General features: G+C 62.1%; 23 protein-coding genes. 12 read left to right on the top strand and 11 right to left on the bottom strand.

Annotation, left to right across the window (positions count from 1 at the left end):
- The first annotated feature begins 77 nt into the window (after nt 1–77).
- Together ACQ4WM_RS16040 and ACQ4WM_RS16035 are read left to right on the top strand one after the other, a co-directional pair.
- A complete protein-coding gene (locus ACQ4WM_RS16040; RefSeq protein WP_436547674.1) occupies nt 78–2,522 on the top strand; it encodes a DNA internalization-related competence protein ComEC/Rec2 in 2,445 nt (814 codons plus the stop codon).
- A 162-nt stretch (nt 2,523–2,684) separates the two neighbouring features.
- Complete coding sequence (locus tag ACQ4WM_RS16035) at nt 2,685–4,232, top strand: methyl-accepting chemotaxis protein (RefSeq protein WP_436547673.1); 1,548 nt, start codon at nt 2,685–2,687, stop codon at nt 4,230–4,232.
- A gap of 46 nt (nt 4,233–4,278) precedes the next feature.
- Here the strand turns inward: ACQ4WM_RS16035 and ACQ4WM_RS16030 are convergent, their stop codons facing one another.
- Nucleotides 4,279–5,193, bottom strand: a complete 915-nt coding sequence (locus ACQ4WM_RS16030; protein ID WP_436547672.1) for a LysR family transcriptional regulator — start codon at nt 5,191–5,193, stop codon at nt 4,279–4,281.
- 154 nt (nt 5,194–5,347) lie between these two features.
- Here ACQ4WM_RS16030 and ACQ4WM_RS16025 point away from each other — a divergent pair, with 154 nt between their 5' ends.
- From ACQ4WM_RS16025 to dcd, 4 genes are all read left to right on the top strand, one after another.
- A complete protein-coding gene (locus ACQ4WM_RS16025) occupies nt 5,348–6,106 on the top strand; it encodes a sulfite exporter TauE/SafE family protein (RefSeq protein ID WP_436547671.1) in 759 nt (252 codons plus the stop codon).
- A gap of 9 nt (nt 6,107–6,115) precedes the next feature.
- On the top strand, nt 6,116–6,811 hold the full coding sequence (locus ACQ4WM_RS16020) for an HAD family hydrolase (protein ID WP_436547670.1): 696 nt from the start codon (nt 6,116–6,118) through the stop codon (nt 6,809–6,811).
- A gap of 58 nt (nt 6,812–6,869) precedes the next feature.
- Entirely contained in the window at nt 6,870–7,673 is an 804-nt protein-coding gene (locus ACQ4WM_RS16015; protein WP_436547669.1) for an alpha/beta fold hydrolase, read from the top strand.
- Nucleotides 7,674–7,762: 89 nt separating this feature from the next.
- Nucleotides 7,763–8,329 (top strand): dCTP deaminase, encoded by a 567-nt coding sequence (gene dcd, locus ACQ4WM_RS16010; RefSeq protein ID WP_436547668.1) that lies wholly within the window; start codon nt 7,763–7,765, stop codon nt 8,327–8,329.
- A gap of 1 nt (nt 8,330) precedes the next feature.
- Here dcd and ACQ4WM_RS16005 read toward each other — a convergent pair whose 3' ends face one another.
- The gene (locus ACQ4WM_RS16005; protein ID WP_436547667.1) at nt 8,331–8,558 is read right to left on the bottom strand and encodes a hypothetical protein; all 228 of its coding nucleotides are present in this window, start codon (nt 8,556–8,558) and stop codon (nt 8,331–8,333) included.
- Nucleotides 8,558–8,869 (bottom strand): hypothetical protein, encoded by a 312-nt coding sequence (locus tag ACQ4WM_RS16000; protein ID WP_436547666.1) that lies wholly within the window; start codon nt 8,867–8,869, stop codon nt 8,558–8,560. Before ACQ4WM_RS16000 ends, ACQ4WM_RS16005 begins: the two co-directional genes overlap by 1 nt.
- A 162-nt stretch (nt 8,870–9,031) precedes the next feature.
- Here ACQ4WM_RS16000 and ACQ4WM_RS15995 point away from each other — a divergent pair, with 162 nt between their 5' ends.
- Complete coding sequence (locus ACQ4WM_RS15995; RefSeq protein ID WP_436547665.1) at nt 9,032–9,415, top strand: FlxA-like family protein; 384 nt, start codon at nt 9,032–9,034, stop codon at nt 9,413–9,415.
- A 9-nt stretch (nt 9,416–9,424) separates the two neighbouring features.
- Here the strand turns inward: ACQ4WM_RS15995 and ACQ4WM_RS15990 are convergent, their stop codons facing one another.
- Together ACQ4WM_RS15990 and ACQ4WM_RS15985 are read right to left on the bottom strand one after the other, a co-directional pair.
- Nucleotides 9,425–10,906 carry a sensor histidine kinase gene (locus ACQ4WM_RS15990; RefSeq protein WP_436547664.1) on the bottom strand — a complete coding sequence of 494 codons (1,482 nt, stop codon included), beginning with the start codon at nt 10,904–10,906 and terminating at the stop codon, nt 9,425–9,427.
- Between the two features lie 2 nt (nt 10,907–10,908).
- The gene (locus ACQ4WM_RS15985; RefSeq protein ID WP_436547663.1) at nt 10,909–11,598 is read right to left on the bottom strand and encodes a response regulator transcription factor; all 690 of its coding nucleotides are present in this window, start codon (nt 11,596–11,598) and stop codon (nt 10,909–10,911) included.
- Between the two features lie 205 nt (nt 11,599–11,803).
- Here ACQ4WM_RS15985 and ACQ4WM_RS15980 point away from each other — a divergent pair, with 205 nt between their 5' ends.
- Genes ACQ4WM_RS15980 through ACQ4WM_RS15970 form a run of 3 tightly spaced genes read left to right on the top strand, consistent with a single transcriptional unit; the run spans nt 11,804 to nt 13,226 of the window.
- Nucleotides 11,804–12,262: a Spy/CpxP family protein refolding chaperone gene (locus ACQ4WM_RS15980; RefSeq protein WP_436547662.1), complete on the top strand. Its 459-nt coding sequence runs from the start codon at nt 11,804–11,806 to the stop codon at nt 12,260–12,262.
- A complete protein-coding gene (locus tag ACQ4WM_RS15975; protein ID WP_436547661.1) occupies nt 12,259–12,423 on the top strand; it encodes a hypothetical protein in 165 nt (54 codons plus the stop codon). Before ACQ4WM_RS15980 ends, ACQ4WM_RS15975 begins: the two co-directional genes overlap by 4 nt.
- Complete coding sequence (locus ACQ4WM_RS15970; RefSeq protein WP_436547660.1) at nt 12,381–13,226, top strand: dioxygenase family protein; 846 nt, start codon at nt 12,381–12,383, stop codon at nt 13,224–13,226. Before ACQ4WM_RS15975 ends, ACQ4WM_RS15970 begins: the two co-directional genes overlap by 43 nt.
- On the opposite strand, the gene ACQ4WM_RS15965 is transcribed toward ACQ4WM_RS15970, so the two are convergent.
- The 6 genes from ACQ4WM_RS15965 to ACQ4WM_RS15940 all read right to left on the bottom strand — a co-directional run bounded on the left by ACQ4WM_RS15965 (nt 13,223) and on the right by ACQ4WM_RS15940 (nt 21,709).
- A complete protein-coding gene (locus ACQ4WM_RS15965) occupies nt 13,223–14,665 on the bottom strand; it encodes a DUF1501 domain-containing protein (protein ID WP_436547659.1) in 1,443 nt (480 codons plus the stop codon). The genes ACQ4WM_RS15970 and ACQ4WM_RS15965 overlap by 4 nt on opposite strands.
- Nucleotides 14,666–14,677: 12 nt before the next feature.
- Nucleotides 14,678–16,489 (bottom strand): DUF1800 domain-containing protein, encoded by a 1,812-nt coding sequence (locus ACQ4WM_RS15960; RefSeq protein ID WP_436547658.1) that lies wholly within the window; start codon nt 16,487–16,489, stop codon nt 14,678–14,680.
- Between the two features lie 228 nt (nt 16,490–16,717).
- Complete coding sequence (locus ACQ4WM_RS15955) at nt 16,718–17,812, bottom strand: acyltransferase family protein (RefSeq protein ID WP_436547657.1); 1,095 nt, start codon at nt 17,810–17,812, stop codon at nt 16,718–16,720.
- A 134-nt stretch (nt 17,813–17,946) separates the two neighbouring features.
- On the bottom strand, nt 17,947–20,205 hold the full coding sequence (locus ACQ4WM_RS15950) for an Orn/Lys/Arg family decarboxylase (RefSeq protein WP_436547656.1): 2,259 nt from the start codon (nt 20,203–20,205) through the stop codon (nt 17,947–17,949).
- A 227-nt stretch (nt 20,206–20,432) separates the two neighbouring features.
- Nucleotides 20,433–20,918 carry a dihydrofolate reductase gene (locus tag ACQ4WM_RS15945; protein WP_436547655.1) on the bottom strand — a complete coding sequence of 162 codons (486 nt, stop codon included), beginning with the start codon at nt 20,916–20,918 and terminating at the stop codon, nt 20,433–20,435.
- Between the two features lie 38 nt (nt 20,919–20,956).
- Nucleotides 20,957–21,709: an alpha/beta fold hydrolase gene (locus ACQ4WM_RS15940; RefSeq protein WP_436547654.1), complete on the bottom strand. Its 753-nt coding sequence runs from the start codon at nt 21,707–21,709 to the stop codon at nt 20,957–20,959.
- 115 nt (nt 21,710–21,824) lie between these two features.
- Between ACQ4WM_RS15940 and ACQ4WM_RS15935 the strand changes: the two genes are divergently transcribed.
- Both ACQ4WM_RS15935 and ACQ4WM_RS15930 read left to right on the top strand, forming a co-directional pair.
- Nucleotides 21,825–22,400: a TerD family protein gene (locus ACQ4WM_RS15935; RefSeq protein WP_436547653.1), complete on the top strand. Its 576-nt coding sequence runs from the start codon at nt 21,825–21,827 to the stop codon at nt 22,398–22,400.
- 69 nt (nt 22,401–22,469) lie between these two features.
- Nucleotides 22,470–23,732, top strand: coding sequence for a TerD family protein (locus tag ACQ4WM_RS15930; RefSeq protein ID WP_436547652.1), 1,263 nt, complete (start codon nt 22,470–22,472; stop codon nt 23,730–23,732).
- Nucleotides 23,733–23,742: the final 10 nt, after the last annotated feature.

The raw sequence follows: 23,742 nt of genomic DNA, 5'->3' as shown, positions 1-23,742 counted from the left end.
ATTTGGCGCAAACCGGCGCCTGGACGACAGGGCTACAGTAAGCGACCCGCTGTTTATATGACCGCCGCAAACTGATCATGCGTCTCCATCTCCTTGCCTTTGTCTTTGGCGCCGCATGGCTGCAGACGCAAGCTCGCCTGCCGCAGCGACCTGGCCTGTTACTGGCCTTGGCCCTGATACTGGTCGCTGGTGTGGGCGCCTTGCTGCTGCTGCGGCGGCGCCACCCGGTCGTGAAAATGATGGCTGCGCTGGTCTGTGGCTTGGCACTGGGTTTTTACTGGGCCGCGTGGCTGGCGCAACTGGCTCTGGCGCCGCAGTTGGCGCTGGCCGACGAAGGCCGCGACATCACCGTGGTGGGTACGGTCGCCAGCCTGCCGTATCGATTCCAGCAGGGCGTGCGCTTCAATTTTGCCGTTGAAACGGCTGTCGGCGCCGAGGTGCCACCGCTGCTCGCGCTATCTTGGTATGCCGGTTTTCGTGATGAAATCACCAATGAAGTGGGCGACGTGCAGCCGGGCCAGCGCTGGCAACTGACGGTGCGTTTGCAGCGCCCGCACGGCAACGCGAATCCGCAGGGTTTTGACTACGAAGTGTGGCTGCTCGAGCAGGGCGTGCGTGCCACCGGCTATGTGCGGCCGGCGCCGCGCATGGACACGCCAAATGTGCGCCTCGACAGCTTTGTGCCCGGTTTCAACAATGTGGTGCAGGCCAGCCGCGCCGCGCTGCGTGCGCGCATTATGCGCAGCCTGCACGGCAAGCCCTGTGCGGGCGTGATCGTGGCGCTGGTGGTCGGTGACCAGCGCGCGATACCGCAGTCGGACTGGCAGGTATTCAATCGCACTGGTGTCAGCCACCTTATTTCCATTTCGGGTTTGCATATCACCATGATCGCCGGCATGTTCGCGCTGGCCGCCGGCGCCCTGTGGCGGCGCTCGTTTTTCACCGGCCGCCAGCTGCCCTTGCTGCTGCCAGCGCAAAAAGTGGCCGCGCTGGCTGGCGTCGTGGCCGCCTTGCTGTATGTGTTGCTGGCCGGTTTCGGCGTGCCGGCCCAGCGCACCTTGTATATGCTGGCCGTGGTGGCGCTGGCCCTGTGGCTGGGCCGCATCACCAGCATTACCCATGTGCTGTGCCTGGCCCTGGGCGTGGTGGTGGTGATCGACCCGTGGGCCGTGCTATGGCCCGGCTTCTGGCTGTCGTTCGGGGCAGTCGCCACCATTTTGTACGCCACGGTGGGCCGCATGGCCAGTCACCCGGAGTTGGACGCCAGCCGCTGGCAGCGGGCAAAGATGGCGCTTGCGCTGGGCGCGCATACGCAATATGTGGTGACGGCGGGGCTGGTGCCGCTCACCATGCTGCTGTTCGCGCAGGTGTCACTGGTGTCGCCCGTCGCCAATGCGCTGGCGATACCTGTCATCAGCCTGCTGGTCACGCCCTTGTCGCTGCTGGGCAGCGTGCTGCCCGCGCCGTTGTCCGACTGGATACTGCTGCTCGCGCATTTTCTCGTACAGATGCTGGCGCAGGTGCTGGACTGGCTGGGCGCACGGCGCTTCGCCGTCTGGACCGCGCCGGTACCGCCGGCATGGAGTTTTTGCTGGGCTGTTTTTGGTACGCTGTGGTTGCTGGCGCCGCGCGGCTGGCCACACCGCTGGGCCGGCATGCTGAGCTGGCTTCCGCTGCTGACGGCCATGCCATCGACCCCGCCACCCGGCCAGCTATGGGTGACCGCCTTCGACGTGGGCCAGGGCATGGCGCTGCTGGTGGAAACGCACAAGCACCGCTTGCTGTACGACACGGGCCCGGCCTATGGCCTTGATTCCGACGGCGCCAGCCGCGTCATCGTGCCTTACTTGCGCGCACGGGGCATAGGCATGCTCGATGGCCTGATGATTTCGCACAGCGACATCGACCATGCGGGCGGCGCCTTGTCGCTGCTGGAAAACCTGCCCGTCGGCTGGCTGTCATCGTCCTTGCCCGATGGCCACCCGGCTGTGGACTTCCAGCGGCGACTGTCCCGGCCGCACCTGCGCTGCGAGGCAGGGCAGAGCTGGACCTGGGACGGCGTGCATTTTGACATGCTGCATCCGCTGGCCGAAGCCCATCACGATATCAGCCTGAAACCGAACGCCCGCAGCTGCACCTTGAAAATCACCGCCGGCAAGCATGCGATATTGCTGGCCGGCGATATCGAGGCAGAGCAGGAAGCTGCATTACTGGCACGCTCGGCAGGACAACTTTCCGCCGACGTGTTGCTGGCGCCGCACCATGGCAGTGGCACATCGTCAACGCCAGCTTTCCTGAGTACGGTCCAGCCGTCGCTGGCGATCTTCCAGGTGGGGTATCGCAACCGCTACAAGCACCCGAAGGCGCAGGTCTACCAACGCTATGGCGACATGGGCATCGTACGGTTGAGAACAGATGTGGCAGGTGCGATCACCATGCATTTCGGGCAGGACGTGGCAATTGAGTCGTATCGGAATGCCTATCCACGTTATTGGTACAGCGTGTCGATGGCCTCAAAATAAATAATGACTAATAAGTAGTTATTTATTTTATCGGGTCAAGCATGACTACTGGGAAAACCACAAAGAACTTCAATCTGCATTTATATTTCCGTCTTGTTCGACATCGCTCATCTTCTTGGTTATTATGAATTTCTTGGTGGAAAACAATAAAAGGGACATGATATGGGCTGGTTTAATAATTTTAATATTTCCAGAAAATTAATAGTGTCATTCTCTGTATTGATTATCCTGACCAGCGTGCTCGGCCTGTTTTCGATCAGCCAGCTGGTCAAGGTGAGCCAGGCCTCCAGCGATATTGCCACCAACTGGCTGCCAGCCGTGCGCTATCTGGGCCAACTCCAGAATTCGCTGTCGCGCTATCGCATTTCCGAAGCGACCCATATCCTGCTCAACGAAGAGGCGGACATGGTCGCCACCGACAAGTCGATGGCGACCCGGCTTGAAACGCTGGGCAAGCAACAGGCCAATTACGCCGCGCTGGTCTCTGAGCCGGAAGAAAAGCGCACTTATGCCGAACTGCAGAAATCACTGGACGAGTACAAACGCCTGAGCCAGGAACTCAAGAGCCTTTCACATGCAGGCAAGAAGGATGAGGCGCGCGTGCTGTTTCGCGGAGCATCGAACAAGCAGTTTCGCCAGGTCAACGACCAGCTCGAAGCACTGGTCAAGATCAACGACGATGGCAGCCTGGCATCCGACCAGCAGGCCAGCGCCACGTTCAGCCAGGCGCGCAGCCTGATCCTGGTGATGCTGGCGGTGCTGATCGTGGTTGGCCTGGCGCTGGCCATTTTTGTTGCGCGCACGGTGGCGCTGCCGCTGCGCGAGGCCGTGGGCGTGGCGCAGCGTGTCGCCGCAGGCGACCTGACAGCGACCATCTCGCGCGGCGGGGCCGACGAGACCGGCCAGCTGATGACCGCGCTGGCGGCGATGAACAGCAGCCTGCTGCAGGTGGTGGGCGAAGTGCGCGGCGGCACCGATACCATCGCCATTGCCTCGGCCGAAATCGCCAGCGGCAATCTGGACCTGTCCAGCCGCACCGAGGAACAAGCAAGCTCGCTGGAGCAAACTGCGTCGGCAATGGAAGAGCTGACTTCGACCGTCAAGCAAAACGCCGACAACGCGCGGCAGGCCAAGCAGCTCTCGCTGTCCGCTTCCAGCGTGGCCGGCGATTGCGGCAAAGTGGTTGGCGAGGTCATCACCACGATGGACTCGATCAGTGCCTCGTCGCGCAAGATCGTCGACATTATCAGCGTGATTGACGGCATTGCTTTCCAGACCAATATTTTGGCGCTGAACGCGGCGGTCGAGGCGGCCCGGGCCGGCGAGCAAGGTCGCGGCTTTGCGGTGGTGGCATCCGAGGTGCGTAACCTTGCCCAGCGCAGTGCAGCGGCGGCCAAGGAAATCAAGGCGCTGATCGACGACTCGGTGGTCCAGGTCAGTGCCGGCACGGCGCAGGTCCAGCATGCCGGCAAGACCATGGCAGAAGTGGTCGACAGCGTGCGCCGCGTCAGTGACGTAGTCTCGGAAATCACGGCGGCCGGCGAAGAGCAGAGCGTTGGCATCGAGGAAGTCAACCGCGCCATCATCCAGATGGATAGCGTGACCCAGCAAAACGCCGCCCTGGTGGAAGAAGCTGCTGCTGCCGCAGCAGCGCTGCAGGAACAGGCCGCCAAGCTGGCGTCAGTGGTCAGCGTGTTCCGCCTGGCATAGCCTGTTCCGCTGCTGGTTGAAAGGGGCTGCTGCCGGGGCTGAGCTGTCATGCATCAGGCAGTTCCAGCCCCTGTTTCTTGACGTGCTCCAGAAACAAGCGCGCCCCCTTGGCCATGCGCGAGGTGCCATACACCGCATGCATGCTGGGATCGAGTTCCTTTGACGAGGTCAGCCGGTAGGCGGGGCAAACGCGCACCAGCTTGCCGCTGGCCACCGACGGTTCTGCCAGCCAGCTGGCCAGTCGCGCGATGCCGGCGCCTTCCAGCGCGGCCTGGAAGGTGGCGATGCCGGAAGTAAAGCGAAAGCGCGGCTGGACCTGGTAGCGCACATTGCGTTCGGTGGAAACAAAATGCCAGTCGCGCAGGATGCGCGGGGCCGAATGCATGATGATGTCGTGGGCGGCCAGGTTTTCCGGTTCGGCGGGCAGGCCCATGCGCTCGACGTAGTCGGGGGCGGCGTACATATAGCGGCGGTAGTTCCACAGGGCGTAGCCGATCAGTTCGCTGGACTGGGGGAAGGCGCCACGGATGGCGAAATCGAGCTTTTCCTGGATCGGGTCGATCGATTTGTCCGAGAAATGGATGTCGACCGACACATTCGGATAGTCGCGCGAGAACCGCGCCACCAGTTTCGGCAAGAAGCCCAGCGACAGGATCTCGGGCGCGGAGATGCGCACCCAGCCTTGCGGAGAGTTGCTCAGTTCAGCCAGCTGGTCTTCCGCTTCGGCCTGGGTTTCCAGCAAATGCCTGGCCGAGGCGTAATAAGTTTCGCCGGCGGTGGTCAATGTGAACTGCTTTTGCGTACGCAAGATCAATTCCGCGCCAATCGCGTCTTCCAGGAACTGGATGGCGCGCGTGACGGCCGACGGCGAGCGGCCCAGCATGCGCGCCGCGTGCACGAAACTGCGTTTTTCCACCACCGTGCAAAAAGCACGGATTTCCCACATCAGCTTGATCGACATTGCCTGCTTCCCGCAGCCTAAAAGGCCAGTAGACCGCAGCGCACCCCATTTCGTCAAGCGTTACGTCTGATTGCGTTTTGCGCAATATGAAGTTGCATCCAGAAAAACCCGCGCGGCCTATACTTGCCCTGTTGCCATCCTTTACCTTGCCGCCATGCTGACCATTTCACTGCTGTGTTTGTTTGCCTTTTTTGCCGGCCTGATCGATGCCGCCGTGGGTGGGGGCGGGTTGATTCAGTTGCCGGCACTGTTCAACCTGATGCCGAACATGGCGTCGGCATCCTTGCTCGGCACCAATAAATTGGCGTCGGCCTGCGGCACCACCTTTGCCGCGCGCTCGTTTATCGGCAAGGTACAGGTGCCCTGGCTGCTGGTACTGCCGGCCGTGGCCGCCGCTTTCGTGATGTCATTCCTGGGCGCAGCCGCCGTTTCCTATGTGCCGCAGCAGGTGGTGCGGCCGATGGTGCTGGTCTTGATCATCATCATGGCGATCTACACGTTCATCAAGAAGGATTTCGGCAGCCTGCGCGAAGCGCGCACTGTAGGGCCGCGCGAGCGCATCCTGGCGGTGGTGATCGGCGGCGCCATCGGTTTTTATGATGGCCTGTTCGGGCCGGGCACGGGCAGCTTTCTGATTTTCCTGTTTATCCGTGTGTTCGGCTTCGACTTTATCCTTGCCTCGGCGTGCTCGAAACTGGTCAATATCGCTACCAATCTCGCTGCGCTGGCATTTTTTATTCCTGCCGGTCATGTGGTGTACGCGGTGGCCGCGCCGATGGCGGTGTGCAATATCCTCGGTGCGCTGACCGGTACCTGGATCGCCGTGCGCCGTGGCGCCGCCTTTGTGCGGGTGCTGTTCCTGGTGCTGCTGGTGATGTTGATCGTGAAACTGTCCTACGATATTTTCAAGTAAGACACCGCCATGAAAACCATCCGCGGCGTGCTGTGGGATAACGATGGCGTGCTGGTCAATACCGAGCTGCTGTTTTACGAAAGCAACCGCGAGCTGCTGCTGCCTTACGGCATTGACCTGACGCCGAAGCAATTTTTCGACTGGTTCCTCGACCATAATTACGGCGCCTGGCATCTGCTGCTGGGACAGGGGCACGATATTGCGCTGGTCGAGCGGCTGCGGCTGGAACGCAAGCAGCTGTTCGCTGAACGGCTGCGCCAGGCGCGGCAACTGGCTATGCCAGGCATGGGCAACTTGCTGGACTGCATGCGCCCGCATGTGGGCATGGGCGTGGTGACCAGCGCCTACCGCGAACATTTTGAACTGAGCCATGCGCACAGCGGCTTGCGAGACCAGTTTGATTTTGTGCTGACGCGCGAATCGTACGGCGCCAGCAAGCCGGCGCCCGATGGCTATCTGCTGGGCTTGCAACGGCTGGGGCTGGCAGCCGGGGAGTGCGTGGCGGTGGAGGATGCGCCGCGCGGCTTGCGGGCGGCGCATGCTGCCGGGCTGGAATGCATTATCTTGCGCAACCACATGAACCGCCATTACGCCTTCGACGGCGCGTTTTGCGTGGTGGACTCGGTCGCGGAACTGGGCGCAGTGCTGGCCACGTTCGTGCCCGGTGCGGCCAGAGCCTTGCCGCAGTTAGAGTGCGCACTCTGATCCATCCGGCCGGCCTGCCATTACAATCATCCATCGCCCAGCCTGCCTGAAGAACATCATGACACTACCGCAGCTCCATTTTTCCCACGCCAACAGTTACCCGGCCGGCACCTACCGCAAGCTGTTTTCGCTGTTGGGCGAGCACTATCAGGTGCAGGCGCTCGACATGCATGGACATGATCCGCGCTACCCGGTCACGGCCGGTTGGCCCGAGCTGGTGCGCGAACTGGTTGATGACCTCGAGCGCCGCTACAGCGCACCGGTGATCCTGGTCGGCCATTCGCTGGGCGGCATGCTGAGCGTGATGGCGGCCAAGGCCAGGCCCGATCTGGTGCGCTGCGTGGTCTTGCTCGACTCGCCCGTGGTAGCCGGCTGGCGCGCCATGTTCGTGCGCCTGGCCAGGAACACGGCCATCGGCGAGCGCTATTCGCCGGCGCGTTTTTCTGCCCGGCGCCGTAAGGTGTGGCCCGACGCGCAGGCGGCGCATGACCATTTTGCCGCCAAGGAGCTGTTTTCCATCTGGGCACCGCAAGTGCTGCGCGACTATATTGCCAGCGGCCTCGCACCCCATCCCGACGGCGTGCAGCTGCGTTTTACGCGTGAGGTGGAAACCGAGGTTTACCGGGGCTTGCCGCACCACGTGGGCAAGCTGGTGAAGGAAGGCTTGCCGGTGCCGGTCGGTTTTATAGGGGGGACTGAATCGGTCGAGTGCCGGCAGGCGGGGCTGGCGGCGACCAGGAAACTGGTCGGCAGGTTTTTCCGGCAAGTGCCGGGTGGCCATCTGTTTCCGATGGAGTCGCCCGAGCTGACGGCGCAGGTCGTGCATGAAATGATTTCCGATCTGCTGGCCAGGCCGGCCTGAGCCATCAATTTCGGCGCCGTGGGGGCCAACGGTGGCGGGTTTTCGCGTAAAATCCAGCCATTCCGATATTCTAGAAAGATGCCCCAGCGATGACGATTAAAAGCGATAAATGGATACGCCGCATGGCGGAGTCAACCGGCATGATCGAGCCGTTCGAACCTAACCAGGTGCGCGCCGTCGATGGCCGCAAAGTCATTTCGTATGGCACCTCGTCGTATGGCTATGACATCCGCTGCGCCGACGAGTTCAAGATTTTCACCAATATCAACAGCACGATTGTCGATCCGAAAAACTTCGATTCGAACTCGTTTGTCGACGTGAAAAGCGATGTCTGCATTATTCCGCCCAATTCCTTCGCGCTGGCCCGCACCATCGAATACTTCCGCATTCCACGCAGCGTGCTGACGATCTGCCTGGGCAAGTCGACCTACGCACGTTGCGGCATTATCGTCAACGTGACCCCATTCGAGCCAGAATGGGAAGGCTATGTGACGCTGGAGTTTTCCAACACCACACCGTTGCCGGCCAAAATCTACGCCGGCGAAGGCTGCGCGCAAGTGCTGTTCTTTGAAAGCGATGAAGTGTGCGAAACCTCGTACAAGGATCGCGACGGCAAGTACCAGGGCCAAAGCGGCGTGACCCTGCCAAAGGCGTAAGCTACCTTTTCGCCAGCCAGGCCGCCAGTGCAGGCGAGGCCTGGTACAGCGGCATATGGCCGCGCAGCAGGGATCTGCGCGCTGCGCCGGTAAGCCGCGCTGAATAACGTACCGCAATATTGCCGCCCGCCACCAACAGTTCGACGGCCGGAAACTGGCCTTGCACGCCGGGAATCGACGTAGCGACAAAGCTGCCGTCCGCCCGTCGCGCCATGCGCGAGGTAGTCACTACCCCCGTATTGGTATTGCGGAGTCCGATTTCATGCCGGTGGATCGCCAGCGCTTCGATACCTTGTTGCTGGTGGGGGAACTGCAGCCCAGACCCGTGACCTGCCGGTTGCCCGGCCGCCGGCCCGACTGCGGCACCCCCATCAGGTGGCGCAGCAATTCGTCGCGCAATAGCGGGTCATCCGGCACGCTGCGTGCGTGCGGCACCAGCCCGGTCGAGGTGCCGCCACGCAGATGGTGCATGGGATACTCATGCACGCCAAAGCGCAGAGGGGGAGAAAAGTCGTGCAGGGTGGGCAGGAGTGGCGTCATGGCTGGCTGTCGTTGCAGGGGAAGTACGCCAGTGTGCCGGTTTTCAAGGTCGTTAGTGGGCAGTTGCACCGGCCGTCTTTACCTACCCTTACGCTTGTGCCTGTTTATCTAAAGGAAACTTTGCGATAATGAGGGTATCGATTCAGACGAAAGACAATCATCATGGTATCGCCAATCAGTTCGGGTAGCGGGGTCAGCGCGGTAATTACAGTCGCCAGCAGCAGCGGGGCCAGCAGCAGCGGGTCCAGCAGCGCCAAGCAGATCGCCGCACTGCAAGAGCAGATTACGGATGCGCAAGAGCATCTGAAGGCGTCGCAGAAGGGGGAGCAGACGGAAGCATCGAAAAAGATGCAGAAGGAGCTGGCGCAGCAGATAGAATTGCTGCAGGCGCTGATCGCACAATTGCAGGCGACTGCCGCCCAGCAGGCTCAGCAAAAGCAGGACAGCAAGGCCGCCAGCAGTACGGATACCAGCAGCACCGATACCAGCGGCCCTGCACGCTCGGCCATCTCGACCCTGGGCAGCGTGATCGACACCCAGGCATAAGCCTTGACGTCAGCCCGTCTGTTTGGCGGGCAAGCGTATCTCCACGCACAGGCCGCCGCTGCTGCGGTTCCTCGCCGCGATCGAGCCGCCATGGCCCTTGACTACATGCTGGGCGATGGCCAGGCCCAGGCCATGGCCATCGGTCGATTTCTGCGTGTTGCTGGCGCGGAAAAACGGCTCGAAGATGGCGGACAGGTCGGTCTCGGCCACGCCGGGGCCATGGTCCAGCACGCTCACATGCACTTGCCGGCCCTCGTCATGGCGCGACAGCACCACTTTGACAACACTGGCGTCCGGGCTGTGCTTGATGGCGTTGCGCACTACGTTTTCCACCGCGCGCCCCAGCAATTCGGCCTGGCCGTTGACGATGGCGCTGGCGATATCGGCGTCGCCGCTGACGGTGATGCCGACCTGGCGTGCGTCGGCCTCGGCCTCGAAACGGGCGTCTTCGACGATGTCGTGCAGTAAATCGGCGATGCTGAAGTCTTCGTTGAGCGGGTTGACGGCGCCCGCTTCCAGGCGCGACAGGGTCAGCAGTTCGCCGACCAGCTTGTCCATGCGCACGCTTTCGCGCTCAATGCGGTCCATCGAGGCGGCCAGCTTGTCGGGCTGCTGGTGGGCCAGGCCGATGGCGGCCTGCAGGCGCGCCAGCGGCGAGCGCAATTCGTGCGACACATCGTGCAACAGCCGCGTCTGGCTATCCATCAGGCTGCGCAAGCGGCCTGTCATGCGGTCGAAATCGCGGCCCAGGTCGGTCAGCTCGTCGCGGCGCCTGGCGACCGCCTGGAAGCGCGGCGCCAGGTCGCCACCGGAGGCCGCTTCGAACGCGGCGCGCAGGTCGCGGATCGGGCGCGAAAAATACCAGGCCAGCAGGAAGGCAAACAGCAGGCTGGCCACGGTGGCGGCGATAATCGGAATAAAGGTACGGTAAGGGCTGTCCATGCGCGGGCCTGGCGGCGGCTTCATGCCGTTCATGTCGGCTGGCGCGCCGGGTACGTCCATGCGCAGCCCCGGCGGCATGCGGTTGCCGGCCATGCTCACCGCGTTCAGGGTTTCGCGCGCGGCGTCAGTGCCGGCCGTGCGGAAATGTTCGGAATAGGGCAGGAACAGCAAATAGCGCACGCCGTCGCTGCCGGTGGCTTCACGCACGACGACGCGCGGCTGTTGCTGTTGCAGCAAGGCACGCGCCTTGTTCAGCATGGCGGGCTGCACGGTACGACCCATCAGCTCGCGGCCGTGGACATCGACAGCCATCACGCGCATGCGCTCGAGCTTGCCGATGAAATGCTGCAGTGCCTTGCTGCCGCCCGCTTCGAGGGTGGCGGTGGCCGCTTCGATGGCCATTTGCGCCGGCGGGCTGGTGTCGATTTCCTGCGTCCGCGCCTGCTGGGCGGCGCGGCTTTTCAGCCAGAAAGTACCACCGATGCCGATGGTGGCGGCGACCTGGGCGAGCAAGATGCACAGGAAAAACTTCCAGAACAGGCGGCCCACGCTTATTCCTTGATCAACTGGTAGCCGAGCCGGTACACGGTCTGCAGGCAGGAGCGGCCGTCGTCCAGGCTGCCGAGCTTGCGGCGCAGGCTGCTCAGGTGCACGTCGATATTGCGGTCGAAGCGGGCCATGGGCCGGCCCAGCCCCAGTTCGGACAATTGATTCTTGCTCACCGGTTTGCCGGCATTACGCACCAGCACTTCCAGCAGATTGAATTCCGTGCTCGTCAGTTCCAGCTGCACCCCGGCCCAGGCAGCGCGCCGCTGTTCCGGCCACATCGTCAGGTTGCCAACGGTCAAGGGCGCGGTGGCCGAGGTGTCATGCGGCAAGGCTTGCGAGCGGCGCAGGATGGCGCGGATGCGCGCCGTCAGTTCGCGCGGCGTGCAGGGCTTGGTGACGTAATCGTCGGCGCCCAGTTCCAGGCCGACAATGCGGTCGGTATCGTCGCCGCGCGCCGTCAGCATCAGGATCGGCAGCCGGCTGCCGGCGCGGATGCGGCGCAAGGTTTCCAGACCATTCATGCGCGGCATCATCACGTCGAGGATGGCGATGGCGTACTGGCCCGTCAGCGCTTCGGCAGCGCCTCGTTCGCCGTCATGCACGGCTTTCGCTGCAAAACCTTCCTGCTCCAGGTATTCCTGGAACATGCCGACCAGTTCGATGTCGTCGTCGATTAACAATACCTTGCTCATGCGTATGCGTCTTCCTGATTCTTTGCGATGTTGACCGGCCATGATAGCAGCCACGGCCTGGGCCTTTGCTGCGTTTTACGCGCTTTTACATGGCTTCCTTTATACAGTTTTTCACATTGCTTTACACGTCTTTACCTTGCACTGACGTTGCTTTACACGCAAGCGCCGCACAATCGAGTCTTATTGAAACGAGAGGAATTCAAGCATGAAACAAGCAACTGCCATGATGTCGCTGCTACTGGCCACCGCCTTGGGCGCACCGCTGGCCGCCCATGCCCAGCACGGTCTTGATCACGGTCCCGGTCCGGGTCTGCGCATGGAGGGGCCGGGTGCTGGCTTGCCGCCATTCCTGCGTGGCGTGCAACTGAGCGAAGCGCAGCAGGACAAGGTCTTTGCCGCCACCTACGCCCAGGCACCGCTGCTGCGCGAACAGCAAAAAATCGCCTTCAAGGCACATGAGCAACTGCGTGAACTGGCCTCGTCGAACCACTATGACGATGCGAAAGCCGTGGCGCTGGCCAATGGCGCGGCGCAGGCGATGGCGAAGATCAGCCTGCAGCATGCGCGGCTGGAGCAGCAGTTGCTGGCCGTGCTGACGCCGGAGCAGCGCCAGCAGGCAGAGGCCAGGACGGCGCAGCACGGCGAACAGGCAAGCAGGCCATGAACCGCAAGCCTGCCAGCATGGCCGACACGGGCATCGGCCGATACGCCTTGCGCCTGGTGTGCCTGTGCGCCAGCCTCAGCCCCGCGCTGGCCGGCTTGCCCCACCTGATGGAGTATGTATGGGCTTACATGATTTCGGCCTGGCGTCCGACCTTGAAGTGATGCAGCGTCGGGCGCTGGAACGGCGCCGGCTGCTGCGCTGGGTGCTGGCGGGCGCGGCCACCTTGCCTATGATCAGTTGCGGCGGTTCTGGCGGCAGCGCTACGGCATCGACCGGCGCCACAGCCACGCCGGCAACGAGCACGCTGGCGGCAGGCACCTGCGCGGTAATCCCGGAAGAAACCGGCGGCCCCTATCCGGCCGACGGCACCAACACCAATGGCGGCAGCATCATCAATGTGCTGAACCAGTCGGGCGTGGTGCGCAGCGATATCCGCAGCAGTTTCAACGGCGCCACCGGCGTGGCGGCCGGCGTGCCCTTGACCATCAGGCTGCAGCTGGTGAACGCCAATGCCAGCTGCGCCAGCCTGGCCGGCTACGCGATTTATCTATGGCATTGCGACCGCGACGGCCTGTACTCGCTGTATTCGAGCGGCGTCACGGCGCAGAATTATCTGCGCGGGGTGCAGGAAACGGACAGCACCGGTAGCCTGTCGTTTGCCACGATCTTCCCCGGCTGCTATGCGGGACGCATGCCGCACGTGCATTTCGAGGTCTACCCGAGCCTGGCCAAGGCAGCAGCGGCCAGCAACCGCATCAAGACGTCGCAATTCACGTTCCCTCTGGCGACCCTGAACGAGGCTTACACGGCCAGCGGCTACGCCTCCAGCGTGCGCAACCTGTCACAGATCAGCTATGCCACCGACAATGTCTTCAGCGATGGCATCAGCTTGCAGATGGCCGGCGTGTCGGGCAACCCCAGCGACGGCTATGTCGTTACGCTGATGGTCGGCATCAATGGCTAGGCTGTCATGAAACCGAGGTCGCGCTGGCTGAAATTGGCCAGGTTGGGAAACACTTCGCCCAGCTGGCTGTCCGGCACGCCGAACCATCTGGCCAGGGTTGCGCCATACTGGTCGACCGAGATGGTCGGCAGCAGCGAGCCGGAACCGACGTCGAGCGCATGGCCCAGGCCGGAGGCCGGAAAGGCGCCGTAGATATCGCGTCCGCGCACGGCGCCGCCAACCACGAAATGGTGCGCACCCCAGCCGTGGTCGGTGCCGTCGCCATTGCTGGTAAAGGTGCGGCCGAAGTCCGAGGCCGTGAAGGTAGTGACCTGGCGGCGCAGGTCGGTCCCCTGCAGGGCGGCCAGGGTGGTGTCGAAATAGGCCAGCGCGTGCGCCAGGCGGGCCATCAGATCGGCCTGCTGTATCTTTTGCCGGTCGTGCGTGTCGAAGCCGCCCAGGGTCACGTAAAACACCTGCCGCCTGGCCCCCAGAGCACTGCGACCGCCGATAATGCGCGCCACCGTCTGCAGTTGCACCGCCAGCGGATTGGTGGCTGCCACGCCAGTGGTCGGATTGATGTAGCTGCTCGGATTGGGCACGCCGCTGGGGCCGGCGGCCAGCATGGCGCCGCTGAGGATGGACTGGCTGGATATGGCGCGCTGCACCGCCGACTTCTGTTCCTGCTCGATCAGGTCGCTGCCGGCGTCGGCCAGGATGGCTTGCAGCGCGCTCGTGCCGGCTGCGGTGCCGAACAGATTGGCGCTGATGCCGCGGATCGGCACGGCGCCGGCCTGGCCGACCTGGAACTGGCGCACCTGCTGGCCGCTGAGGAAGACCGTATTGCCGGCTGCCGAAATGGTGGTAAACATGGCATTGCTGTTGCCGGCCATCGCCAGGTCGCCCAGGCGGCCGCCCCAGCCCACGCTGGCGCCTTCGGGCTGGCCGGATTGCCAGGTCGATTGCTGGTCATTATGCGAAAACAGCTTGGGCGGCAGCGCCACGCTTTTCGCCTTGTACTGGGCCAGCGTGGTCGGCTGGACCAGGGTGCCGACATTGGCCACCACGGCCGCGCGGCCACCATCGAACAACTCCTTCAACGGCCCGAGGGAAGGGTGCAGGGCAAAGCTGCGGCCGGCCTGCGCAGTAGCGGGATTGACGGGCAGCACGCCGCCCGTTTCGCTGATGCCGGGCAGGTGGATCGAGTCGCTGCCGCCGGTGTTGCGCACGCGCAGGTACTCATTCCAGGATGCGCTGTCGGTGGCAAGCACGGTATTGAAGGCGTCGTTGCCGCCGTTCAGGAACAGGCACACCATGGCCTTGTAGTCGCCGCTCGATTGGGCGGCGGCATTGCCCATGGCGGCCAGGTTCAGCGCGAACGGCGCGGCGCCGGTGCCCGCCAGGGTCAGCATGGAACCGAGAAAGTGGCGGCGGGAAAAGTGCGGAAGCTTGATAGTCATGACATGGTCCTTTTACTTTTGCACCAGGTAATCGGTCGAGGCCATGGCCAGGAAAATTGCCAGCTTGACCCGGTTGGACTGCAGATTGGCGATCTGCGTACCATTGGTGGAACTGGCGGCAGGCAGGGCGATGCTGTTGACGGCACCGACGATCTGCCCGCGCAGCCTGGACGACATGGCGCCATTCATCAACAACAGGTCAACCCGGTCGACCAGCGCGTTGGCGTCGGCACTGACTGCCAGTTCATTGCTGTAGTCGGGTTTCACCTGGCGCGCGTCGCCGACGCCGGCATTGACCGCGTCCTGCATGAAGTTCAGATAGCCGGTCACCGACGGCTCCGAGGTGATCTGCATTTCAGGCGCCACCAGGCCAGCGCTGGCGATGGCGGAGTTGGGCGGCACATAGGAAGGGCGGTAGAAATTGAAGACCGACGGCGCATTGAGCGCACTTTGCCCCAGGCCGCTCAAGGGGTCGTCCAGGTAGTAAATATTGTAGATGCCGTTGGCCGGTTTGGCGTCGAACGCGCGCATCCAGTTGGCCAGGCGCAGCAAGGGTTCGCGCAGCTTGCCGGTGCGCATGGTGCTGCCGGCCATGGCCACTGCCTCCTGGTCGAGCAGCACGGCGCGCACGATGGCCTGCATGTCGCCGCGCACGCCCTTGCCATTGTTGGCAAATACGGCCGAGACCCGGCCGATATAGGCCGCGCTGGGGTTGCTGGTGACCAGGCGCTGGATCAGCTGGCGGCTGAAGAACGGCGCCGTGTTCGGATGATTGAACAGGGTGTCGAGCGCGACCTTGATGTCGTCGTCGCCACTGGTGGTGCCGGAAATGCTCTGTCCCAGAAAGCGCTTTTCACTGGTCGAATGGAAGGCCGCATACATCTGCATCGGTTTCGAGTCGCGTTCAGGATCGGCGACGCTGCCGTTGAAGCGGCCGTTCGACTGGTCCGGGCCGGCCCAGCTCAGGCCCGTAAACACCTTGGCCAGGCCCGCCACGTCTTCGCGCGTATAGGTGTCGATCGGTTTGCCGCCGGACATTTTCACGCTGCCGTCCGGGTTCAGCTGAACCAGGCCGATGGTAAATAACTGCATCACTTCACGGGCGAAGTTTTCATCGGGGGTGCGCGTGCCCGATTCTTTCTGGTTGCGCATGTGCGACAGGTAAATGCCCATCATCGGATGCCGCGCCACGCCGTCGAGCAGGTTGCGGAAGTTGCCGAAAGCATGCTGGCCCAGCATGTCGTAGTAGCTGGAGGTGCCGCGTACCAGCGGCCTGATGGTTTCGTTCTGCATCGAGATGACGAAGATCTGCGACAGGGCGAAGGCGACGCGCTGGCGCAGCTGGTCGTCGCCGCGGATGGCCTGCTGCCAGAAGGTTTCATAAAACGCCGTGAAGCCGACCCGGGGGCCATTGGCAGCGACCTGGGCCGCGATCAACTTGTCCATATAGCTCAGGTGCAAGGTTTGCGGCTTGGCAAACTGTTCGGCGAACCAGGCGTCGCTGTTGCTGGCGGCCAGCGCGTCGATGGCCGCCATGTTCGGGCCGAACGTGGCGCGGGCAAGAAAGCGCGAGGCTTCCTTGCGGGTAAACACGCGCGCCGCCACCGGGGCCGGCGCGGGCGTCGTTGGCGTCACGACCACCGGCGGCGTGACCGTAGCGGGATCGGCCGGCACGGTTGGCGTGCCGGTGGCTGGCGGCGGGGTGGTCACCACCGGCACCTGTGCCGATGGTGACTGGCTGTCGCCACCACCGCCGCCACCGCAGGCGGCAAGCAGGCTCAGTAAGGACGATATCAGCAAGCGGCGCAAATTTTGGCTGGTCATTTAATTTCCGTTGGGCAAATAATTCTGTCCTGTTCATTGTAGGGGCAGGTCTTGCCTTTTTGATGGACTTATTATTTTTCTCGAAGGAAATATTTTGATTTCTTAAAAGTTCTTGTCGCATATTGGAGACGTAAAATGTCTTCCAGAAAAGCTTGCTGGAAAAGCTAATATCAAAGCGCAACTGGCAGCGCCGGCAACCATGGTTTTTACGCCATGATATGTGGTATGTCAGTTGGCATGCCTTGGCGGCGCCAGCGAACAGGGCCGCTCGACCAACAAAAACAGCAGCACCGCTGGCGGCAAGGTGACAGCCAGCATGGGGCCCAGCATCAGCAGGAAAAACGCCAGGCCATGGGGGCCGGGCGTGGCCAGCAGTGCCAGCGCCATGAATCCGGCTTTCAGGGCGAGGCCATGGATCAGGTAATAGGAGTAACTGATATTGCCCAGCCAGCGCAATGGCGTCCAGCACAAGGCCAGTGCCAGCACATTGCCCGGGCGCTGGAAACAGCTGAGGCACAACAGGAAAAAGGCGCAGCACAGGGCGGCCAGTTTGAGCCATAGCGGCAAGGGCAACAGCAGCAAAGTCCAGGCAGCGATGACTGCGCTGGTGGCGGCCAGGGCGCCCGGCGCGCGGCTGGGGGCCTGCGCCATCGCTTCATGGACGAAAACGCCAGAGATAAACAGCAGCATGCGCGCCGGACCGCCAAAACTGGCAAAGCCAACGGCAGCGGCCACGCCCGTCGAGGCAAAAAACAGGCAGCGCCAGGCACGGCTGCGCCGCCGCAGATGCAGCGCGCTGATCAGCAAGGCGATCAGCAGGTAAGACAGCATTTCATAGCTGAGCGACCAGGCCACGCTGATCAGTGGCGGATTGTCCTCCAGCGCGCCGAGCAAGAAGAAATTGCTGGCAAGATAGCGCAGCGCCTCCGGCCAGGGCGCCGGTATCCGGTTTTGCGACGGCAGCACCCACGACAGCAGCAGGTACACAGTGAACACGCTGGTGTAGACCGGATAGATGCGCCGCACGCGCCGGCGCAGAAAGTGGTGCAGCTTTTGCGGACGGGCCAGCAGCGAGCCGTAGATCAGATAGCCGCTCAGCACGAAGAACAGGTCGACGCCGGCGTTACCCACCGTATGCAGGCTGTTCGCGATGGCCGCCAGAGTTGTGTCGCCGCTGCGCCACGGTGCGCTCAGGCTGACATAATGCACCATGAATACCAGCAGGACAGCCAGGCCACGCAAGCCTTCCATGGGGCGCAGCGAGGCGCCCGCGCCGCAGCGCGACAATTCAAAATACGGCGACAGGGCTGAGCGGATGGACATGCGCCGACTATAGTCGCCTGCCGTGACCTGATGTTATGGCGGCGCAACAGCGCCACATGGCGCTGCCAGGCAGTCGCGCAAAAAAAATGCCGCCCGGCACAGGCCGGGCGGCATAGCTCGACGACAGTGAAAGATCAGTCGTCCTGGCGTACGCAGTCGACAAAGTAACCGCGCTTGCCATCGACTTCGCGTTTCACCAGGCCGTGCACGTCGGTCTCGAAGCCGGGGAAGCGCTCGTTGAAGTCGCGTGCAAAGCGCAGGTAGTCGACGATGGTCTTGTTGAAGCGTTCACCCGGGATCAACAGTGGAATGCCCGGTGGATACGGCGTCAGCAGGATGGACGTGATGCGTCCTTCCAGTTCGTCGATGGCGACGCGCTCGATTTCGCGGTGCGCCATCTTGGCGAACGCGTCCGACGGCTTCATGGCCGGGATCATGTCGGACAAATACATTTCCGTCGTCAAACGGGCCACGTCGTAGGCCTTGTAGAAATCATGGATCTGCTGGCACAGGTCGCGCAAGCCCATTTTTTCATAGCGTGGGTTGGCTGCCGCAAATTCCGGCAGGATGCGCCACATCGGCTGGTTCTTGTCGTAGTCGTCCTTGAATTGCTGCAAGGCCGTCAGCAAGGTGTTCCAGCGGCCTTTGGTAATGCCGATGGTAAACATGATAAAGAACGAGTACAGGCCGCATTTTTCAATGATCACGCCGTGTTCAGCCAGGTATTTGGTGACGATCGAGGCCGGAATGCCGGTCTCGCCGAACTGGCCGTCCAGCGACAGGCCCGGGTTGACGATGGTCGCCTTGATCGGGTCGAGCATGTTGAAGCCTGGAGCGAGGTCGCCGAAACCGTGCCAGTCGTCCTCGGCACGTATCATCCAGTCTTCCTGCTGGCCCATGCCTTCGTCGTTGAAGCTGCTCGGCCCCCACACCTGGAACCACCAGTCCTGGCCCCACTCCTGGTCGATCTTTTTCATGGCGCGGCGGAAATCGAGCGCTTCCATGATAGATTCTTCCACCAGCGCGGTGCCGCCCGGCGCTTCCATCATGGCTGCCGCCACGTCGCACGAAGCGATAATCGAATACTGCGGCGAGGTCGAGGTGTGCATCAGGTAAGCCTCGTTGAAGGCGTCCTGGTCCAGCTTGACCTGTTCCGATTCGCGCACCAGGATTTGCGAAGCCTGCGACAGGCCAGCGAGCAATTTGTGCGTCGACTGGGTCGAGAAGATCATCGATTCCTTGGCGCGCGGACGGTCCTTGCCGATCGCATGCATGTTCTTGTAGAAGTCGTGGAAGGTGGCGTGCGGCAGCCATGCTTCATCGAAGTGCAGGGTGTCAATCTTGCCGTCCAGCATTTCGCGCAAGGTCTCGACGTTGTAGATCACGCCGTCGTAGGTCGACTGGGTGATCGTCAGAATGCGTGGTTTCTTGTTTTTTGCTTCGCGCGCGAATGGGTTCGCCTCGATCTTGCGGGCAATGCTTTCCGGCGTGAATTCAGCCAGTGGTATCGGACCGATAATGCCCAGGTGATTGCGCGTCGGCATCAGGAACACGGGAATTGCGCCGCACATGATGATCGAATGCAGGATCGATTTGTGGCAGTTGCGGTCCACCACCACGATATCGCCGGGCGCTACCGTCGAGTGCCACACCATCTTGTTCGAGGTCGAGGTGCCGTTGGTAACGAAATAGCAATGGTCGGCATTGAAGATGCGCGCCGCGTTGCGTTCCGAAGCGGCGACGGGCCCGGTATGGTCGAGCAGCTGGCCCAGCTCTTCGACGGCGTTGCAGACGTCGGCGCGCAGCATGTTTTCACCAAAAAACTGGTGGAACATCTGGCCGATAGGGGACTTCAGGAACGCCACGCCGCCCGAGTGGCCGGGGCAATGCCACGAGTACGAACCGTCATTGGCGTAGTGCACCAGCGCGCGGAAGAACGGCGGCGACAGGCCGTCGAGGTAGCTTTTCGCTTCGCGGATGATATGGCGCGCAACGAATTCCGGCGTATCTTCGAACATGTGGATGAAGCCGTGCAGCTCGCGCAGGATATCGTTCGGGATATGGCGCGAGGTGCGCGTTTCGCCGTACAGGTAGATCGGGATATCGGCGTTCTTGTGGCGGATTTCTTCGACAAACGCGCGCAGGGATTTGAGCGCATGGTCGGTCTCTTCGATCGAGCCGGCGCCGAATTCTTCATCGTCGATCGACAGCACAAAGGCCGACGCGCGCGATTGTTGCTGGGCAAATTGCGACAGATCGCCGTAGCTGGTCACGCCCAGCACTTCCATGCCTTCTTTTTCCATTGCGGCGGCAAGGGCGCGAATGCCCAGGCCGGAGGTGTTTTCAGAACGGAAATCCTCGTCAATAATGACGATGGGGAAACGAAATTTCATGCATGTCTCCAAAAAAGCAAGCCGCCCCTGAACTTGTGTGGAGGGGCGGACTAGGGCGCGACCGCCAGCCGAACAGTTGGCAAGGCAATCGCAGAAAAAAAATAAGAACGGGATTCTCGCAGAAATGCAGCATCTGCGGGAAAAAAGATCATAACGAAATTAGCAAAACCTTGCGCCAGACTGCCTTAGCCGTGTGACGCCCGTATGACGTAGCGAAAAACAGGCTCTCAAGGCCGGCGCTGCAAGGTCACGAATGCATACGGCAAGCCGGAAACCGATGACACATGGGCCTCGCGCGACGTTTCCTGCCACTCTGCCGGGTCCAGTTCGGGAAAAAAGGCGTCGCAATCATACGTGTTGCCGATTTCCGTGATGATCAGCGTCGCGGTCAGCGCCAGCGACTGCTGGTAGATTTCCGCGCCGCCGATCACAAACCCTTGCGCGCCGTCCAGCAGCGCGATCGCTTCGGCCACCGAGCCGACCGCTTCCACGCCCTCATGGCGCCATTCATGATTGCGCGTGATCACGATATTGCGGCGGTTCGGCAATGGCCGGCCGATCGAGTCAAACGTCTTGCGGCCCATGATGATGGGGTGGCCTGTGGTCATGCGCTTGAAATGGGCCAGGTCTTCCGGCAGCTTCCACGGCAAGCTGTTATTGATGCCGATGCCGCCTTGCTGGTCGGTGGCGACGATAATGGTCAGTGTACTCATTGAATCAGTTGATTGGTGGATAGTCGCGATAGCCGCCATTATCGTTGATATTGGCGCCGTGCATCCAGATGCCACAGATTGAGGAAGTCCTGCATGGCGTGCGCCAGTTCCCCTGGCGCTTCCAGGGGGATCATATGGCCGCTCGGTGCCTCCAGCAGATGCAAGGTGGCGCACGGCAGTCTGGCGGCCATGGCGACCAGATCGCCGCTGTCGACCAACTGGTCGCCAGGCGCACCGACGATCAGCACCGGAAAGGGCAACTGGTGCAGGCGCGCCATCAGGTCCGGGCGGTCGAAGGTCTGCGCGAACTGCGCGATCAGCACGTCCTTGCCCAGGTCCAGCGCCATCTGCCTGATCAGGCCGGTGATCGCGATATCGTCCAGGTGAACCGGGTGCAGCAGTTCGCGCAGGCGCTGGCGGGTGATGCCGGCATAGCTATTTCGCTCCAGCATGGCGATCACCCGCTTGCGGGTGGCGATCTCGTCCGGTAGCAAACCCTTGGCCGAATTGGCGATCAGGGTCAGCGAGGCGATCCGTTCAGGATACGTCACCGCATGCTCCAGCGCCAGATAGGCGCCCAGCGAAAAGCCGACCAGGTGCGATTGCGGCGCGCTGTGCGTGGCGATCAGCTTGCGCATGTCCGCACGCGTGCGCGACTGGTGCAACGGCAGATGGTTATGGATATAGCCGTCGCCAAGAGCTTGCTCCAGGCTGCTCCACATCCGTTCGTCGCACAGGGTACCTGGCAGCAAATCAAGCTGCAGGGTGGCGGCGCAAATATTCTTCTTCATGGCATTATTTTCAAAAGTGTGCGTCTGTCATGCATTTGGTTTGTGGTAGGCTCATGGCTCTTACCGAATTGGCATCTCATTATTCCACTGCAGTTTATTCAATAGAGGACACATTATGGCGATCAGTTTGCAAAAAGGCGGCAATGTCAACCTGAGCAAGGAAGCTCCGGGTCTGAAAAAAATCGTGGTCGGTCTGGGCTGGGACCCGCGCGCAACCGATGGCGCGGCTTTCGACCTGGACGGCAGCGCCTTCCTGTTGAAAACAGACGGCAAGGCCCGTTCCGATGCCGACTTCATTTTCTATAACAACCTCAAATCAAGCGATGGCTCCGTCGTGCACGCCGGCGACAACACCACCGGCGGCGGCGACGGCGACGATGAAAAAGTGGCCATCGACCTGGCCAACGTGCCTGCCGAGGTCGACAAGATTGCCGTGGCCGTCACCATCCACGATGCGGAAAACCGCAAGCAGAACTTCGGCATGGTCAGCAAGGCGTATATCCGCTGCCTGAACGGCGACAACGGCCAGGAAATCGCCCGCTACGACCTGTCGGAAGACGGCTCGACGGAAGCGGCGATGATCTTCGGTGAAATCTACCGCGCCGGCAGCGAATGGAAATTCAAGGCCATCGGCCAGGGTTTCAAGGGCGGCCTGGGCCCACTGGCCGTGTCTTTCGGCATCAATGCTTAAGTAGTAAATTCGCCGGGATGGCCTGCGCCGTCCCGGATCCCGCCTGCTTTTCACCTTCTACTCTGCTACATGGAAACTTTGATCAAAGGGCAGCGCCTGGCGCTGGCCGGCCTTGTCACGGGCAATGTTTTGCAACTCGGTATTGCGGGCGAGGGCACTGCGCACGACATGGCGCTCGATTATGCGTGCTTCGGCCTCGATGCTTCGGGTAAATTGTCCGATGACCGCTACATGACCTTTTTCAACCAGCCGAGCACGCCATGCGGTGCGGTCGAGGTGCGGGCGGTGGCAGGCGATGCTGCCGGTTTCCATTTCGAGTTGGACCGCTTGCCCGCTGCCATCGAGCGGCTGGTGATCACGGCCGCCGTTGATGGGATGGCCACCCTGGCGCAACTGGGCAGCGGCTATTTGCGCCTGCTCGATGGGGCGCGCGAGCTGGCGCGTTTTGCCTATGCCGGCAAGGATTTCATCAATGAAAAGGCCGTCATGCTGGGTGAGTTCTACCGCAAGGACGGGCAGTGGCGCTTTATGGCCGTGGGCCAGGGTTTCAATGGCGGCCTTGATGCGCTGGTGGCGCACTTCGGTGGCGAGGTGGCGCAGGCTGAGGCGGAACCGGTGGCACCAACAGTATCGCTGTCGAAAATCTCGCTGACCAAGCCGGGCCAGACGCATAAAGTGTCGCTGGCCAAGGGCGCCGGTGCGCCGAAAAAACTGATCGTCAAGGCCACCTGGGTCGATAACGGCGATGGCAGCGACGATAACGACGATCTGGACTTGCGGGTCGGCATATTGTTGCCGGACGGGCGCATGCGCTGCATCCAGGCGCCGGAAAAATCGGGCAGTTTTGATGCCATGCCCTACGTGCGCCACCTGGGCGACGTGACCCGCGCCATTGGCTGCGAGCCGGCCACGGAAATTGTCGAAGTCAATCCTGCCCTGGCGCAGTTCTATGGCGGCACGGTGGGCCTGGTGTTCAGCGTGTATTCCGCCGTCACCAATGGCGCCGTGTCGGTTGCCTCGATGTGCCCGAAAATGGTGATGGAGTATGGCGAGCAGGTGGTCGAATGCGCGTTTGACTTCCGCCAGTCAAAAAAAGCCGGCGAAGACGGCATCTATACCTATGTCATCGGACTGGCCCGTGTGTCGGCCGACAGCATCGTGCTGGAGCCTTCCGGCAAGACCTCCGAACCTGACAGCGAAGCGACACCGTGGCTGCGCTGGCAGGGTGAGTCGCTGGCCCTGGCCTTCGATGGTCCGGCCGTCTTCAAGGGCGAAGACAAGGAAGACGAGGATGACTACAACGCGGACAATCCGCGCCGCTATATCGTGTGAAGGAGAATGC

The sequence above is a fragment of the Janthinobacterium longum genome (assembly GCF_051380735.1).
In the GTDB taxonomy this organism is placed as follows: Bacteria; Pseudomonadota; Gammaproteobacteria; order Burkholderiales; family Burkholderiaceae_D; genus Janthinobacterium.
The sequence above is the reverse complement of the archived record's forward strand: the minus strand, read 5'-3'. Positions and strand labels throughout refer to the sequence as shown.